Raw genomic sequence first — 14,126 nt, forward strand, 5'->3', positions numbered from 1 at the left:
CGCCTCCTCGTCATGCTCATGCCGAGCGCCACCAGGCCGAGGATGAGAATGATCGCGCCGACGATCACGTTGGTGGTGATCGTGGCCGGCGTGTCCGCCTCCCCCTGATCAGCCAGGGCGCGAGGATGGTCCACACACCGATGACGGGCACGATCCACGCGATTCCGTGCGTCCGCCCGTACGCGGAGCTGAACCCCGCCGCCAGCAGCGTCACAGCGAGCCCCGTCACCAGATTGTTGACGGTCAGCGACGTGATGCCGGAGAAGCCGACGATCCATGGAGACAGGGCCAGGAACAGCCCGGCCAGCATGGTCAGCCCGTCCGCCACCTGAAAGGCCGGTTTGGCCGCGGCCACGTCGTACTTCTCACGCATGCCGATGATGTCGGGATGCCGCTCCATTTCGCGGGTCATCAGGGACATCACCTCCCCCGTACGACCGGCGAGGACCTTTCCCGCCGTGCCCCCACTACCCCGCCAGGGGTGAGTCATACCGGCGGTTTGCCTGGTCAGCGCGGGGGAAACGACTTGGAGCCGGTAAGAGGGGGTGCTTCGTGACAGCGGTCGACGCCATCGGTGGACACGGCAGGACCGTCCAGGACACGCCGGGCGGGCTCTCGCCGGGGCTGCCCGCGCCGCGCGGACCCGTCACCGCGCTGCTGTTCCGCCGCCTGGCCGCGCCCCCTGACGGGCGGGCGCTGCACCTCGACGTGACCGGCGCGGACCTGGGCGACGGCGACTTCCAGCTCGCCCTGTTCACCTGCTACGAGCTGCACTACCGGGGTTTCTCCGGCGTCGACGAGCGCTGGGAGTGGGAGCCGTCGCTGCTGGCCGCCAGGGCGGTGCTGGAGCGGCACTTCGAGAAGCTCCTCGCGCGCGCCGTGCCCCGGCCGCGCGTGAACGGGCCGGGCGACGTGCGGCGCACACTGGTCGCCCTCACGGCCGACGACAGCGGGCCGTCGGTCTCGCGGTTCCTGGCGCAGCGGGCCGGCCGAGAGCACTTCCGCGAGTTCGTCGTCCACCGCTCGATCTACCACCTCAAGGAGGCCGACCCGCACACGTGGGCGATCCCCCGCCTGGCGGGCGGGCCGAAGGCGGCGCTGGTGGAGATCCAGGCCGACGAGTACGGCGGCGGCCGCGCCGAGCGCATGCACTCCGAGCTGTTCCGCGCCACCATGCGCGGCCTCGGCCTCGACGACTCCTACGGCGCCTACCTCGACCACGTCCCCGGCGTCACGCTGGCCATCTCCAACGCCATGTCGCTGTTCGGCCTGCACCGGCGGCTGCGCGGCGCGCTGGCCGGGCACCTGGCCGCCTTGGAGATGACCTCGTCGCTGCCCAACCGCCGCTACGCGCGGGGGCTGCGCCGGCTCGGCGGCGACGCCGTGAGCACGCGCTTCTACGACGAGCACGTGCAGGCCGACGCCGTGCACGAGCAGGTCGCGGCGCACGACCTGTGCGCGGTGCTGGCCGCCGACGAGCCGCACCTGGCGGGCGACATCGTGTTCGGCGCGGCGTGCGCGGTGGAGCTGGAGCGGTTGTGGGCGGCGTACGTGATGGCGCGGTGGGAACGCGGCGACTCGTCGCTGTCCCGGCCCTCCTGAGCCTCAGCCGGGCAGGCGGTAGACCGACACGTGCTCGGTGCTGGTGTCGGTGAACGGCGTCCTGTTCCAGTCGGCCCAGCGGTACTCGCGCTCCATGCCGGCCAGCCGCGCCATCAGGTCGAGCTCGCAGGGCCAGGCGTAGCGGTGGTTGGCGGGCAGCAGGCGTACGCCGCCGTTGGTCAGCCGTACCTTGGTGGTGGCCATGAGCTGCTCGGCGGGCGAGATGCGGGCCGCCTCGGCGAGCACGACGTCCTCGTTCAGCGCGAGCAGCCGCAGCGCGCCGCCCCTGCGGAAGGCCGCGGGGTCGGGCACCCACGCCTCCACCACGAACCTGCCGCCGGGCCGTAGGTGCGCGGCCGCGTTGCGGAAGCAGGCGACCTGCGCGTCCTGCGAGGGCAGCGCGTAGATGGTGTTGGTGGTCAGCGCCACCAGCGAGAACGAGCCCTCGACCCGGGTGGTGGAGAAGTCGCCCACCGCCACCGGGATGCGCTCGCCGCCCGGCTTGGCGCGCAGGAGCTCCACCATCTCGGGCGAGCCGTCGATGCCGGCCACCTCGTGCCCGCGTGCGGCGATCGGCACGGCCAGCCGGCCCGTCCCGATGCCGAACTCCAGGATCGGCCCGCCCTCGGCGAGCAGGCACAGCTGCTCGACGGTGGCCTCGGTGGGCAGGTTCGCCACCGTGAGGTCGTAGATGTCGGCGATGCCGCGCCCATAGGCGGCCGGGTCGAAGCCGGTCGTCATCGCCGCTCCCCCACTCTGGTCACGCGCTGCTCACGTGTGGTCACACGGCAGTGCTACCCCACAGGTCACGGATCATTCCGGCATACCGCCCCGCCTCTCGGGAACTGAAGTGGGATGTCGCAACACCGGGAAGACGGGGACGGCATGGACGATGTGGTGACCGTGACGCCGTGCGAGGACGGGCCGCTGCTGGTCAGAGGGCCGTTCCGGCTGGTCACTCAGGACGGCGTGCCGATCCCCGCCGGACGCTCGACGGTGGCGCTGTGCCGGTGCGGGCGCTCGGCGGTCAAGCCGTTCTGCGACGGCTCGCACAAGGTGGCCGGCTTCCGCGCGCCGAGCGAGCCGGACCCGCCGGACTGATGTCGCTCCGCAGAGGTACGTTCCGCCTGCGAGCGCGCCGCCCGCCGCAGCCACCGCAGGGAGTGGGCGGCCCGCCGCAGCCTGCGCCCCGCGTACGGAACGCCGCCCCGCAGCGCGGCACCGGCGGCGAGCCAGCAGCAGGTGGCCCGCTCCAGCACCCACACGGGCGCGAACAGCGCCGACGTGGCGGGAAAGACACGCCTGCCGCCCGCCCGCCGCCGCCCCGCCTCGGCCAGCGCGACCGCCAGCGCGGCTCCGGCCAGCGGCGGTACGTACCGGCGCCGCCACAGGCACCAGGCCAGCGCGGGCAGCACCGGCAGGAACAGCGCCAGCCGGGCCGGTTGCGCCAGGTCGTCGTAGGCCTGGCGGACCCGCTGGTTCCAGAAGCGGGCCGCGTCGGGCGGCAGGCGCGGCACGTACAGGTCGAGCGGGCGCAGCTCCCTGCCGCCGTGGGCGCGCACCGTGCGGATGAGCTCCAGGTTCTCGAACAGCACGTCGCCGTCGTAGCCGCCCATGCGCTCGAAGAAGGCGCGGCGCACGCCGAACGTGCCGGGGTAATCGGCGCCGGCGCTGCGGTTCAGCAGGGTGCGGGCGGTGTCCCAGCGGGCGTGCCAGGGCAGCTCGGTGAAGTGGTTCTGCGGGCGTACCAGCTCGGCGGTCTCCAGCAGCGCGTCGATCCTGGCGAGCGTGTCCCCGTCGTGGCGTACGTCGTCGTCAGCGATGACCACGTGCCGGGCGCGGGCCAGCCGCATGCCGGTGAGCACGCCGGCCACCTTGCCGTTGGCGCAGCGCAGGCCGGGGTCCGGGCGGGCGTGCGTGACCAGGCCGCGCCAGGCGGCGGCGTGCCGCTCGTACAGCGGGGGCGGCGAGCCGTCCACGACGATGATCTCCCGTACGTGGCGGGCCAGCGCCCGCAGGTAGGCGGTGAGCTCGCCGAGGCCGCGGTCGTCCTCCCAGCGCAGCGGGAGCACGTAGTCCATCATGGGCGGCGGCTTCCCGGGGAAGATCGGGTTAAACGAGCTGCGACCTGCTGCAACGGACCGGCTCTAACGGGCCAGGCGGCCGAGCAGCGCGGCCGCGGCCGTGATCCCCGCCGCGGCGGCCACCGCGAGCACCGCGAAGTCCAGCGGCAGGTGCGCCGGTACGCCGAGCAGCAGCCCGCGCAGCGCGTCCACCTCGTAGCTGAGCGGGTTGACCGCACTGACCACCTGCAGCCAGTCCGGCATCGTGGTCGTCGGGTAGAGCGCGTTGGAGGCGAAGAACAACGGCATCGTGATGGCCTGCCCGAAGCCCATCAACCGGTCCCGGGTGCGGACGATCCCGGCGATCGTCACCGACAGGCAGGCGAAGAACGCCGACCCGAGCAGCACCGTCACCACCACCCCGAGCAGGCGCAGCGGATGCCAGCCCAGGTGCACGCCCAGCAGCGCGGCGATGACCACCACCACGGCGGCCTGCACGATGGCCTTCACCCCGGCCGCGAACGCCTTGCCCGCCACCAGCGCCGCCCGCGGCGTCGGCGTGACCAGCAGCTTGGTCAGCACGCCCGAGTCGCGCTCCCAGATGATGTGGATGCCGTAGAAGATGGCGATGAACATCGTGGACTGCGCGATGATCCCCGGCGCGAGGTAGTCGCGGTAGGGGATGCCGCCGGTCGGGATCACGTTGATGCGGGTGAACGTCTCGCCGAAGACCAGCAGCCACAGCGCGGGCTGGACGGCGCGGGTGTAGAGCTCCGTACGGTCGTGGCGCAGCTTCTGCAGCTCGACCACGCACATCGCGGCCAGCCTGGCCGGGACCACCCGCCAGGCGGGCCGGTCCTTCGGCGGGGTGGCTAGCGGCGCGGCGAGCGAGCCGTCAGCCGACGCGGGAGGCGGTGGTGCGGGTACGGCGGACATCGCGGAACTCCCCTCCCTCCTCGTTGAGACCGCTGCCGGCGACGTCGCGGAAGACGTCCTCCAGGGTCGGCGCCGGGCCGCCGCCGCGCCGGGCGCGCAGGTCGTCGGTCAGCTCGCGCGGCGTCCCGGACGCGCGTACCCGGCCCTTGTGCATGAGCGCCACCCGGTCGCAGTACTGGTCGGCCTCGTCCATGTAGTGGGTGGTGACCAGGACGGTCATCCCGGTCGCGGCGCGCACGGCCATGATGTGCTCCCACACCACCGTGCGCGCGATGGGGTCGAGCCCGATCGTGGGCTCGTCGAGTATGAGCAGGCGCGGCGCGCTGACCAGCGCCTGGGCCAGCTCCAGGCGGCGCACCATGCCGCCCGAGTACGTCTTCGCCAGCCGGTCGGCGGCGTCGGCGAGCCCGACCGCCTCGAGCGCCTGGTCGACGCGGGCGCGCCGCTCGCGCCTCGGCACGTCGAAGACGCGGGCGAAGAGCGAGACGTTCTCCCTGCCGGTCAGCCCCGAGTCGGCAGAGAGCTGCTGGGGGACGTAGCCGAGCAGGCGGCGCACCCGCATCCTGTCGGCGGCCACGTCGAGGCCGAACACCCGCGCCATGCCCTTGGGCACGGGAAGCAGCGTCGTGATGCACCTGATGGCGGTGGTCTTGCCCGCGCCGTTGGGGCCGAGCAGGCCGAACACCTCGCCGGAGCGTACGGTCAGGTCGAGGCCGTCCACGGCGGTGGACTCGCCGAAGGAGTAGCGCAGCCCCGTACACGAGACCGCCGCCGCCTCCGCATCGGCCCCGCTCTCCGGCGCGCCGCCGTCCCGCCCGCCGTAGCGGCTCACCTCGCCGTCCAGCCCGCCACTGTGTCTGCCACAGTGCCCGCCGCCGTGGTCGGGGCCGTCGTGGGCGGGGCCGTCGTGGGCGGTCCCCGTGGCATGGTCTCGTACGCCGTCGGCGTCCGTCATCACGCCGTCACCTCCTCCTGCAGGCTCTCGGCCAGGCGGCGCATGGCCGGGAGTGCGGCCTCCAGTGCGGCCAGGTCCTCTTCGCCGAGCCGTGCCAGGTGCTCGCGTACGAGCGCGGTGCGGCGTTCCTGCCAGGCCCGCAGCCGCGCCTCGCCCTCCGGCGTGGGCAGCAGCCTGGCGGATCTGCGGTCGTCCCTGCGCACCTCGCGACCGATCAGCCCGGCCCCGCTGAGCTGGTTGACCAGCGTGGAGACCGAGTTGCCCGCCAGGTAGAGCTCCCTGGCCGCGGCCGAGACGCTGATGCCGGGGTTGTCGGCGACCAGGCGCAGCAGCTCGACCTGGGCGCCGCGCAGCCGCGGCCCGGTCAGGCCCTGTCGCAGGCGGCGCCGGATCAGCCGGTTGAGGCCGAGCAGCACGCCGGCGAACGCACCGGGCAGATCCTCGTCCGTACTCATGCCCGAAATATTAGCTCTGCTTACGATGTATCGTGAAATATGCAGGTCAAGGGACGTTTGCCAGTCGGTTGCGGTGATTTCCAGCCGAGGAGGCCGGTCGGCGCGACGCTCGCGGCAGAGCGCCACACCGGCGAGAGCCGCTGTGACGGCGGTCGCGGGCATAGCCTTGGCTCATGGTGCGCTTCGCTGTCGGACTGCCGAACGTCGGCGAGTTCGGAGACCCCACGCTGCTGACCGAGCTCGGCGTCGCCGCCGAGGAACACGGCTGGGACGCGGTCTATCTCTGGGACCATCTGCTCTACCACGACCCGAGCTGGCCGGTCGCGAACCCGGTGGTGACGCTGTCGGCGATCGCCGCGCGTACGAGCCGGGTCCGGCTCGGCATCCTGATGACCGCGCTCCCCCGGCGGCGGGTGCAGACGGTGGCCAAGGAGACCGCCTCGCTCGACCGGCTGTCCGGCGGCAGGCTGGTGTTCGGCGCGGGGCTGGGGTCGCTGGACTCCGAGTACGCCGACTTCGGCGAGGACCCCGATCTGAAGGTCCGCGCGGCCAAGCTCGACCAGGGCCTCGACGAGCTGACCCGGCTGTGGGAGCGGCTGCCGCCGACGCCCGTGCAGCGGCCGCGCATCCCGATCTGGTGTCCAGGGCGCTGGCCCACCAAGGCCGGTTTCCGCCGCGCGGCCCGCTGGGACGGCGCGATGCCGACGTTCCGCGACTACGGCCACGATCTTCCGCCGGTGCCGGTGGACGAGTTCGCGCGGGTGGTCGACTTCCTGGGTGAGGAGCGGGGGTCGCTGGACGGGTTCGACATCGCGCTGGAGGGCCGGGCGGCGGACGGGCTCGTCGAGGGGTACGCGGCGGCCGGGATGACCTGGTGGGTGGAGGCGATGGGCTGGTGGCGCGGCGGCGTCGCCGACGCCCGCCGCACGATCGCAGCCGGCCCGCCCCGCTGACCCCGCACCACCATCGCGGCCGCCTCGCCACGCCGGTCCCGCGCCCCCATCGTGGCCGCCCGCCGCGTCGGCCCCGCGTCCTGACGGGGCGGGCAGCACCGTGGCGTGCCAGCCCTGGCCAACCCTGGCCAGCCCTGGCGAGCGTGGCGAGGAGGGCAATGCGGCAAGGCGAGCGGCGCCGTGGCGGAACGGGCAGGCGACGCTGCGACGAGCGAGCGTCATGGCGTAGCAAGCGGCACCCCAGCAGGGCACCGTGGCAGGTCCGAGCAGCGCGGCGCAGAGCGAGCAGCACAGAGGCGGGCGGGCGCCATGGCGTAGCGGGCGGTGCCGCGGCGAGCGCGGCGAGAAGGGCAACGCGGAGGCGGGCAGGCAGCGCTGCGGCGAGCGGGCGCCATGGCGTGGCGAGCGGCGCCGTAGCAGGGCGGGGCCCGGCAGGCGCCGTGGCAGAGCGCCATAGCAGAGCGCCGTGATAGGGCGGGGGCGCTGTAGCGGAGCGCCGTGGCGGGGCGGGCAGCGCTGTGGCGCGGCGGTGTTTCGCGACCGCCGCGCCACAGGGTTCTCAGGAGGGGGAGAAGGCTAGCCCGCGCTGCAGGAGACGGTGGGCCAGGTCCAGTTGCCGTTGTGCTGGATCGTCACCCCCCAGTTGTTGCCGTTGCCGTTGGGTCTCGCTTGCAACACCTGGGAGCTCGGGTAGGTGGCGCTGATGTTCCAGGTGGCGATGATCCGCGCCGGGGACGGCACGTTCATCGTGACGGTCCAGTTGTTGGAGCCGCTGACCGAGACGTTCAGGTTGTAGCGGTCGCTCCACTGCTGGCCGGCGGAGAGGGTCGCGGTGCAGCCGCCACCGCCGTTGTCACCGCCGCCGTCGTCGCCACCGCCGTTGTCACCGCCGCCGGTGCCGATGGTGATGTTGGAGCTGCCGCTGCTCTGGTAGCCCTCGGTGGCGAGGATCTGGTAGTCGTGGCTGCCCAGATGCATGCCGGCGCGGGCCCAGGCGTCGAAGTGGTTGCCGGCGGTGATGGTGCCGCCCGTGCGCCGCTGCTGCCTGACGCTCCAGAACTGGTCGAAGGTGCGGGTGCCCTCGATGGACGGGGCGTTGTAGCGGGTGGTCTGGTAGATGTCGTACGTCCCGCCGTCCGTGGTCACGGTGCCCTTGTACGTCCCGGTGGGCCGGTAGGTGCCCCAGTTGTCGACGATGTAGTACTCGATGAGCGGGTTCCTGGTCCAGCCGTACAGCGTCAGGTAGGCGTTGCCCGACGGGTTGAAGCTGCCGGAGTACGTCACGGTCCTGCGCCCGCCGGTGGCCCAGCCCTTCCCGGCGACGAAGTTGCCGGTGTTGCGCCAGGAGGTGCTGTAGTTACCGCCCGAGCCGAGCTCCATGGAGACCGTGCCCTGAGCGTCGGTCCAGAAGGAGTAGAAGTAGCCGCCGTGGTTGCCGGTCTGGTTGGTGGTGACGGCGGCGTGGGCGACGCTGGGGAGCATCGCGACGCCCAGGGCCGCGATGACGGCTAACGCGCGGGCGGCGAATCGCCACCGGCGCCTGCGGCCCGGTGGATAGGGGGGTGCGCCGTTCATGGGGTGCTTCCTCCTCGCGTGATGGCGGCGGGAATGCGGGCGCGCGGGTACGCGCCCCATGGCCTCAAGGGCCCCGGATCGACGATGGGTGAGAGCGAGTCGCTTTCCGAAAATATCGGGAAGCTGGCGAAAGTATCGGACTCGCTTCCGGTGTCTGTCAACGGCCTCTTGCTCGTTGTGAAGCCCACTTGACCACAGACCCGCAGCAAGCTGCGGAATCGTCCCCCACGAAGGCCGTGAAACTTTCGTGGCTACCCCGAAAATTGACGATCACACTGCCGTCACGGCGTCGGCCGCAGCCCTGATGATGTCGAGTGCGCGCTCGACGTGGCGGGCGTGCGTACGGAAGCTGAGCACGCACAGCCGCAGGTAGAGCCGCCCCTGAACGTTCGTGCTGCTCAGGTAGATCTGCCGGGTGTCGTTGATCTCCTTGAGCAGGCGGCGGTTGCGCTCGTCGTCGCCCTCGCGCAGCCGGAACACCACCACGGTCAGATCCGGCCGCCACGGCACCGCGAAGCGGGGATCGGCGGCCAGCTCCCGGTGCACCACGGCGGCCAGGTCGAGCTTCTCCTCCAGCTCGCGGGCGAAGGCGTCCACGCCGTGCAGGTGCAGCGGCAGCCACAGCCGCAGCCCCCGGAACTCCCTGGTCAGCTCGACGCCGAGGTTCGCGAAGTCGGGCAGGCCGTCCATCGCGGCGAGGTCCTGGAGGTAGTCGCCGCCGTCGGCGTGCGCGGCGTGCAGCGCGGCCGGGTCGCGGACGAGCAGCACGCCGGTGCCGTACGGCAGGAACATGCTCTTGTGCGGGTCGATGGCGATGGAGTCGGCGCGTTCGATGCCGGCGAGCAGCGGCCGGCCGCGCTCGGTGAGCTGGAAGCCGCCGCCGTAGGCCGCGTCCACGTGGAACCACAGCCCCTCACGGGCGGCGAGCCCGGCCAGCTCGGGCAGGGGGTCGATGGTGCCGGTGCCGGTGGTGCCCGCGGTCCCGGCCAGCAGGAACGGCCGCAGCCCCGCGGCCCGGTCGGCGGCGATCAGCTCGGCGGCGGCGCGCACGTCCATGCGCAGGTCGCCGGTCATCGGCACCTGGCGCACGGCGCCGGCGGGCAGGCCGCAGATGCGGGCGGCCTTGGCCACGCAGTGGTGGGTGTGCGCGGTGACGTACAGGGTGCCGCCGGTCAGGTCGTCGCCGAGGCGGCTCTGGCGGGCGGCGAGCACCGCCGACAGGGTGGCCGTCGATCCGCCGCTGGTGGTGATGCCGCCCGCGCCCGGCGGCAGCCCGAAGCGCTCGCACAGCCAGGTGAGCACGCCGTGCTCCATCGCGACCAGCGCGGGCGCCATCTGCGCCAGGCCCGTGTACCGGTTGACGGCGTTGGCCAGCAGCTCGGCGAGCGCGGCCGAGTACAGCCCGCCCGCGGGGAAGTAGGCGAGGTAGCCGGGACCCGCCGTGTTGACGCCCTGCCCGGCGGCGCGCAGGAACGTCTCCACCAGCTCGCCGAAGTCGCCCGGCCCGGCGGCCGGCGGGCGGCGCAGGCGTTCCGCCAGGTACTCCGCCGGCGTGTAGTCGCTGGCGGGCGACTTCTCCAGCGCATCGAGCCAGTCGGCCAGCGCGTCCACGGCCTGCCGGCCGAGTCCGGCCATCTCGGGCCGGTTCACATCGAGTTCCGTCATGCCCGGCACCTTAGGAGGAAACGAGCTCGTCGGGCTTGGACGCCGGTGCACCCGGGGACCACGAGCTCCCATACGACTTCGCACAGTGCCATGAACGGCCCCGCCTCCGGCGGCGTACCTCACCATGACGGCCGTCTCAGGCCGGGGAAGGGGACGATGATCATGGGACCCCGACGCGTACTCATCGTCTGCGGCATCGCCGCGCTCTGGCCGCTGACGGCGTGCGCCGGCTACACGCCGACGCCCACCGCCGACACGGCCGCACTCGCCGAACTGGCGAGCGAAACACCGTTTCCCGCAGCGGAGCCCTCCGAATCCGCGCCGCCCGCGGAGGAGGAAGAGGACACCGGGACCTGGCAGACGAAGTGGGGGCCGCTGTCGGAGCTCGACCGGGACCTCATCCGCAAGGTGCGCCTCGCCGGCCTGTGGGAGATGCCGATGGCCCAGGACGCCGTGCAGCGCGCCACATCGGCCAAGGTCAGGCAGGTCAGCGAGACCATCGCGAGCCAGCACCACACGCTGGACGAGCAGGTCCGCGAGGTGGCATCGAAGCTGGAGGTCAAGTTGCCGGTGAAGCCCACCGAGCAGCAGCAGCGCTGGATGAGCGACATCTCCGGCAGCACCGGCTCCTCGTACGACGCCACGTACGTCAAATGGCTGCGCCTGGCGCACGGCCAGGTCTTCGGCCTGATCGGCAAGGTGCGCGGCAGCACCCAGAACACGCTGGTCCGCCGCTTCGCCGAGCAGTGCAACGAGGCGGTGCTGAACCACCAGCGCCTGCTGGAGAGCACGGGCCTGACGACCCCGGAGAGCTTCCCCGACCCGACGGCCTGACGCCAACCACCCCGCCGCACGAACCGCCTCCGCGCACCCGTCCGGCCGCCTGAACCCGCTTGCCGGTGGGGCTGACGGCCTGCCGCGAGGGCGGGCACAGGGGCGGCCGGGTGACGGCAGGGCGCTGAAGCGGCTTCCCACCTGACCACCCCACCGGTCCGGCGGCGAGACGGCGGGCGACGGCGGAGAGCCCCGCAGGTCAGACGTCTTGCAGGCCGAGCGGGCGGGGCGCGGCGTCCGGTGACTCGCCGCCCGCCGCGTTGAAGGCGTTCATGGCGGAGACGAGCGCGCGGCGCTGCTCGGCCGGCATGCGGGCGACGATGGCGCCGATGTCGGCGCGGCGGCGCTCCATCACCTGGTCGACGATGCGCCGGCCCTCGCCGGTGAGCCGCATCAGGCTCTCGCGCCGGTTCTGCGGGTTGACCTCGCGGACGACCAGCCCGGCGGCCGCCAGGCGGTCGGCCATGCGCATGGCGGTGGAGGAGTTGACGCCGAGCAGCTCGGCCATGGTGACGAGCTTGGTCTCGCCGTGCCCGGCCAGCAGCACCATCATCCGGAACTGCGGCAGCGTGATGCGGTCCTCGACCGCGCCGAGCGACCTCGCGGCGACGGCGACGAGCAGCCGGGACCCGCTCAGCACGGCCGTGACGACGGCCGACAGGTCGTCATCCTGGCCGGCGACGTGTGTCCCCACGTTTGAGGACATGTCACCCATGTCCACAGTTGTACCGCCGCTACCCCTCCTGCCGCGCGGGCGCCCTCTCACAGGAGCTGAACGGCACCCCCGGACACTCCCGCTCCCCCGTCGTGATCAGCAGCACGATCCCCATCATGACGATCGCGCAGGTGAGCAGCATCAGCATGAGCCAGACATGCATGGCCGACCCGCGCCGCCGGTGGTGACCGGCCTTCCCGGAGAGCAGCGCGTCCAGCTCGGGCTCATCGAGCGCTAACCGTTTCTCCAGTTCCTCCAGTGCCCGACGCTCTTCCCGGGATAGACCCATGCCTCATCTCCTCGGCGGCCCAAGAGCGGCACCCAGGACACGCCCCCGTGTACTCCCCGCTTCGCGCCATGCTCGACATCCTGACGACGACTGACATTCCAGCCGGACTGATCAAGGAGACCAAGAGAACCTTGCATACTGCAATGAACCTGTGATGTGGGGCGTTCCGCCGCCGGCGTCCGCGAGCGGCCGGGTCAGGAGGATGCGAGGGGCCGTGAGGGTGCGCAAGCGTCATCGGGAGCGGTGACGCGGCGGCGGGGGCGCCAGGAGCTCGCCAGGGCCAGGGCGAGAAGGAGCTCGGCCAGGTCCCCGCCGTAGTACATGATCTCGGCCGCGCCGCGCCGCTCCTCGGCGGGTACGGGCAGGTCCACGCCGACGCCGGCGTACATGAGCTGGGACAGCCCGGCGTGTACGGCGATCGCCACGCCCAGCACGACCAGCCGGGCAGGCACGGACGGCCGCCGGGGAGCCGGGTCGGGCCCGGCGATCACCCAGGCGAACAGGCACCCGGCCAGCAGGAAGTGCACGTGGACGGCCCCGTGCAGCACGGGGTCGGCGGTGCTGTGCCGGTAGAGCGGGGTGCTGTACAAGATCACCATCCCGCCGACGCTGAGCAGCAGCGCGACGACGGGGTTCGCGACCGCGTGGACGGCGCGCGAGCGCAGCAGCGCGGCCAGGCGGCGGGCGCGGGCGGCCGGCAGCGTGCGCAGCAGCAGCGTCATCGGCGCGCCCAGCACCAGGCCGAGCGGCGCCAGCATGCCGATGAGCAGGTGCTGCAGCATGTGGCCGCGGAAGTCGGTCGCGGCCAGCGCGGCGACGGGCCCGGTCAGACCGGCGGCGAGCAGCGCCAGTCCGGATAGAAACGCAGCGGAGCGCCACCGGCTCCACTTCCTGGGGCCGGGCCGTGCCGCCGTGATCAGGTACGCGGCGGCCACGAGCAGCACGGCGACGACCGGCAGCGCCGTGACGTGGTCGTGGTGCCCGTGGCTCATCGCGGTGCGGGCTCGGCGTCGCGGCACAGGTCGAGCGCGTCGCCGCCGCGGCGCAGCCCCCACCCGGCGGCCAGCAGCACGACTCCGAGCACCAGGAACCCGAGGTCCCACCAGAGCTGTCCCGGCCCCGTACGGACGTGGTGCACGCCGAGCAGGTGGTGGTCGATGACGCCCTCGACCAGGTTGAACAGCCCCCAGCCGGACAGGATCCAGCCCCACAGCGTCCGCGAGCGCCACACCCGGCCGCGCGAGGCGGTCACCCGGGAGTAGAGCAGGCCGAGCCCGATGAGCACGGCCAGCCAGGTCACGGTGTGGAACAACCCGTCCCACACCGTGTTCATCCGCAGCCCGGGCACGGTGTCGACCGGGTAGCGGCTGCTGAGCATGTGGTGCCACTGCAGCAGCTGGTGCAGCAGGATGCCGTCGACGAAGCCGCCCAGCCCGATCCCGAGGATCGTGCCGGGCAGCCCGATTCCCTTGGGGGCCGTCATGGTCAGGGGTTCTTGCCCATGGTCCTGCGGATGACGTCGCGGACGCGGTCCATCATCGCCATCGGCGTGCCCATCAGCACGTTCTTGGTGGCCGACTCGGTGCCGGGGTGCGGGTGGGTGGGCGCCATGGCCTCGGCCGCCTTGACGCCTGCGGCCATGCTGCGCCGCTCGGCCTCGGTGGTCTGGGCGATGAGCTTGTTGAACTCGTAGCGTTCCTCGGCGCGGGCGTGCGCCTCGACGGCGCCGCGCAGCATCAGCAGGTTCTCCATGAAGTCGGGCGCGTCGGGTCCGGCCTCGTCCATGAGCGAGAGGAGCTGCTTGGCCTGGTTCTCCTCGGCCAGCCGATCCTCGACGACGCCGTCACCGCCGTCGATCTTGCCCCGGGCGTAGGGGTGGACGATCTCCTCTTCGGCGGTCTCGTGCACGGCGAGCATGCGCACCAGGCGGGTGAACGCCTCGCCCCGCTGCCCGGCGGGGGCCTGCTCGACCTCGTCGAACAGGTCCCTGATCACGCCGTGCTGGGCCACCAGCAGGTCGATGACGTCCGTCTCGGCCATCTTCTCCGGAGCCGTCTTCGTCATGTCTGTCCTCCTTCGAGTAC

At 72.5% G+C, this 14,126-nt stretch carries 16 protein-coding genes and 1 pseudogene; 4 read left to right on the top strand and 13 right to left on the bottom strand.

Annotated features, from left to right (window positions below):
• Positions 1–64: 64 nt before the first annotated feature.
• Positions 65–412, bottom strand: a complete 348-nt coding sequence (locus WBK31_RS18350) for an SPW repeat protein (RefSeq protein WP_406675298.1) — start codon at positions 410–412, stop codon at positions 65–67.
• 140 nt (positions 413–552) lie between these two features.
• On the opposite strand from WBK31_RS18350, the gene WBK31_RS18355 reads away from it, so the two are divergent.
• Positions 553–1,602, top strand: coding sequence for an iron-containing redox enzyme family protein (locus WBK31_RS18355; protein ID WP_378788394.1), 1,050 nt, complete (start codon positions 553–555; stop codon positions 1,600–1,602).
• Positions 1,603–1,605: 3 nt separating this feature from the next.
• Here WBK31_RS18355 and WBK31_RS18360 read toward each other — a convergent pair whose 3' ends face one another.
• Positions 1,606–2,343 carry a class I SAM-dependent methyltransferase gene (locus tag WBK31_RS18360; RefSeq protein ID WP_406675299.1) on the bottom strand — a complete coding sequence of 246 codons (738 nt, stop codon included), beginning with the start codon at positions 2,341–2,343 and terminating at the stop codon, positions 1,606–1,608.
• 144 nt (positions 2,344–2,487) lie between these two features.
• On the opposite strand from WBK31_RS18360, the pseudogene WBK31_RS18365 reads away from it, so the two are divergent.
• Positions 2,488–2,598: pseudogene (locus tag WBK31_RS18365) on the top strand (hypothetical protein); the annotation flags it as partial.
• Here the strand turns inward: WBK31_RS18365 and WBK31_RS18370 are convergent.
• The 4 genes from WBK31_RS18370 to WBK31_RS18385 form a co-directional block, all read right to left on the bottom strand.
• Entirely contained in the window at positions 2,562–3,686 is a 1,125-nt protein-coding gene (locus WBK31_RS18370) for a glycosyltransferase (RefSeq protein ID WP_378788392.1), read from the bottom strand. The pseudogene WBK31_RS18365 and the gene WBK31_RS18370 sit on opposite strands and share 37 nt — an antisense overlap.
• Before the next feature lie 63 nt (positions 3,687–3,749).
• Positions 3,750–4,601, bottom strand: coding sequence for an ABC transporter permease (locus WBK31_RS18375; protein WP_406675300.1), 852 nt, complete (start codon positions 4,599–4,601; stop codon positions 3,750–3,752).
• Entirely contained in the window at positions 4,561–5,556 is a 996-nt protein-coding gene (locus WBK31_RS18380) for an ABC transporter ATP-binding protein (RefSeq protein ID WP_406675301.1), read from the bottom strand. The genes WBK31_RS18375 and WBK31_RS18380 overlap by 41 nt, the downstream gene beginning before the upstream one ends.
• Positions 5,556–6,011: a MarR family winged helix-turn-helix transcriptional regulator gene (locus tag WBK31_RS18385; protein WP_378788387.1), complete on the bottom strand. Its 456-nt coding sequence runs from the start codon at positions 6,009–6,011 to the stop codon at positions 5,556–5,558. Before WBK31_RS18385 ends, WBK31_RS18380 begins: the two co-directional genes overlap by 1 nt.
• Positions 6,012–6,184: 173 nt before the next feature.
• Here WBK31_RS18385 and WBK31_RS18390 point away from each other — a divergent pair, with 173 nt between their 5' ends.
• Positions 6,185–6,964 (top strand): LLM class flavin-dependent oxidoreductase, encoded by a 780-nt coding sequence (locus tag WBK31_RS18390; RefSeq protein WP_364052804.1) that lies wholly within the window; start codon positions 6,185–6,187, stop codon positions 6,962–6,964.
• Between the two features lie 576 nt (positions 6,965–7,540).
• Here WBK31_RS18390 and WBK31_RS18395 read toward each other — a convergent pair.
• Both WBK31_RS18395 and WBK31_RS18400 read right to left on the bottom strand, forming a co-directional pair.
• The gene (locus tag WBK31_RS18395; RefSeq protein WP_364052807.1) at positions 7,541–8,539 is read right to left on the bottom strand and encodes a glycoside hydrolase family 11 protein; all 999 of its coding nucleotides are present in this window, start codon (positions 8,537–8,539) and stop codon (positions 7,541–7,543) included.
• Positions 8,540–8,809: 270 nt separating this feature from the next.
• Positions 8,810–10,204: an aminotransferase class V-fold PLP-dependent enzyme gene (locus WBK31_RS18400; protein WP_364052810.1), complete on the bottom strand. Its 1,395-nt coding sequence runs from the start codon at positions 10,202–10,204 to the stop codon at positions 8,810–8,812.
• Positions 10,205–10,366: 162 nt separating this feature from the next.
• Here WBK31_RS18400 and WBK31_RS18405 point away from each other — a divergent pair, with 162 nt between their 5' ends.
• Positions 10,367–11,038, top strand: coding sequence for a DUF4142 domain-containing protein (locus WBK31_RS18405; protein WP_364052813.1), 672 nt, complete (start codon positions 10,367–10,369; stop codon positions 11,036–11,038).
• Positions 11,039–11,237: 199 nt separating this feature from the next.
• Here the strand turns inward: WBK31_RS18405 and WBK31_RS18410 are convergent, their stop codons facing one another.
• From WBK31_RS18410 to WBK31_RS18430, 5 genes are all read right to left on the bottom strand, one after another.
• Positions 11,238–11,732 carry a MarR family transcriptional regulator gene (locus WBK31_RS18410; RefSeq protein ID WP_364052816.1) on the bottom strand — a complete coding sequence of 165 codons (495 nt, stop codon included), beginning with the start codon at positions 11,730–11,732 and terminating at the stop codon, positions 11,238–11,240.
• A gap of 40 nt (positions 11,733–11,772) precedes the next feature.
• On the bottom strand, positions 11,773–12,042 hold the full coding sequence (locus WBK31_RS18415) for a DUF3040 domain-containing protein (RefSeq protein WP_364052819.1): 270 nt from the start codon (positions 12,040–12,042) through the stop codon (positions 11,773–11,775).
• A 194-nt stretch (positions 12,043–12,236) separates the two neighbouring features.
• Positions 12,237–13,034: a cytochrome c oxidase assembly protein gene (locus tag WBK31_RS18420; protein WP_406675302.1), complete on the bottom strand. Its 798-nt coding sequence runs from the start codon at positions 13,032–13,034 to the stop codon at positions 12,237–12,239.
• Positions 13,031–13,525 carry a DUF2243 domain-containing protein gene (locus WBK31_RS18425; RefSeq protein WP_378788380.1) on the bottom strand — a complete coding sequence of 165 codons (495 nt, stop codon included), beginning with the start codon at positions 13,523–13,525 and terminating at the stop codon, positions 13,031–13,033. The genes WBK31_RS18420 and WBK31_RS18425 overlap by 4 nt, the downstream gene beginning before the upstream one ends.
• Before the next feature lie 2 nt (positions 13,526–13,527).
• Positions 13,528–14,106 (bottom strand): hemerythrin domain-containing protein, encoded by a 579-nt coding sequence (locus WBK31_RS18430; protein ID WP_378788379.1) that lies wholly within the window; start codon positions 14,104–14,106, stop codon positions 13,528–13,530.
• Positions 14,107–14,126: the final 20 nt, after the last annotated feature.

Origin of the sequence: Nonomuraea sp. N2-4H, from assembly GCF_045291505.1 — a bacterium.
Lineage (GTDB): Bacteria > Actinomycetota > Actinomycetes > Streptosporangiales > Streptosporangiaceae > Nonomuraea > Nonomuraea fastidiosa.